3 protein-coding genes are annotated in these 892 nt (G+C 29.8%); all 3 read right to left on the bottom strand.

Annotated features, from left to right (window positions below; genetic code table 11):
- The coding region (locus tag AMN83_RS00325; RefSeq protein WP_179850396.1) for a Rho termination factor N-terminal domain-containing protein at positions 1 to 186 on the bottom strand (186 nt) is incomplete at its 3' end.
- Positions 187 to 252: 66 nt separating this feature from the next.
- A complete protein-coding gene (hemJ, locus tag AMN83_RS00320) occupies positions 253 to 687 on the bottom strand; it encodes a protoporphyrinogen oxidase HemJ (protein WP_075503408.1) in 435 nt (144 codons plus the stop codon).
- A 3-nt stretch (positions 688 to 690) separates the two neighbouring features.
- Positions 691 to 892 (bottom strand): ferrochelatase (locus AMN83_RS00315; protein WP_143323623.1); only part of this gene is annotated, 202 nt, incomplete at its 5' end.

The following is an 892-nucleotide window of genomic DNA, read 5'->3' as shown; positions in this document are numbered from 1 at the left end:
ACCGAAACCATCTTGTAATAACTGCAAAACACCTACACCAGTAATTTCCTCTTTTTCAGCAACTTTTTTAAGAATAGCAAAAAGTATTTCCTGCTTTCTTAATGTACTAGCGTTTTCAATACCAAGCTCTTCTGCTTGGGTAATGAGCTGTTCAGATGATTTTAGTTTTAGTTCTTGAATGTTCATGATTAATTTTTTGATAAGGACTTATCAGATACTGTTAATATATATACTACAGTTGTTATTTCAACCCTAGATTGGCTTAAAAATAGCTAAAAATACAACGATAATTAAGATAACGGTGGGTATTTCGTTAATAATTCTAAAGAATTTTGCAGATCTTGTATTTGTAGAATTCTTTAGATTAACAAGACATTTCCCTAAATAATCATTGTAAGCTGATAAAAAAATTATTAGTACAATTTTTATCTGAAACCATAATTGAGAAAAAATATCTATTCCGTTGAGATAAATTAATACCAATCCAAAAACCCAAGTAAAAATCATTGCAGGACGCATAATGTAGTAAAACAATCTTCTTTCCATAACTTCAAAAATATCTGTTGCTTCTTTTTTCTCTTTATTTTCAACATGGTAAACAAAAATTCTAGGAAGATACAAAAGACCGGCCATCCAAGAAATGACTGCAACCAAATGCAAAGATTTAAATAATAAATACGAATTCATACATTAAATATTTCTTTCAATTAGGGATTTTAATAAAAGGATATGATCATCATTATCATTTAAGCAAGGAACCATATCAAAATTTTCTCCTCCAGCACTAATAAAACTCTCTTTGCCCTGAATTAAAATTTCCTCCAAAGTCTCGACGCAGTCAGATGAAAAGCCTGGGCAAATTGTAAGAACATTTTTGACTCCTTCTTTAGGC

Source organism: Candidatus Pelagibacter communis (assembly GCF_001180025.1).
Classification (GTDB): domain Bacteria; phylum Pseudomonadota; class Alphaproteobacteria; order Pelagibacterales; family Pelagibacteraceae; genus Pelagibacter; species Pelagibacter ubique_A.
This window is presented reverse-complemented; position numbering and strand designations above follow the sequence as displayed.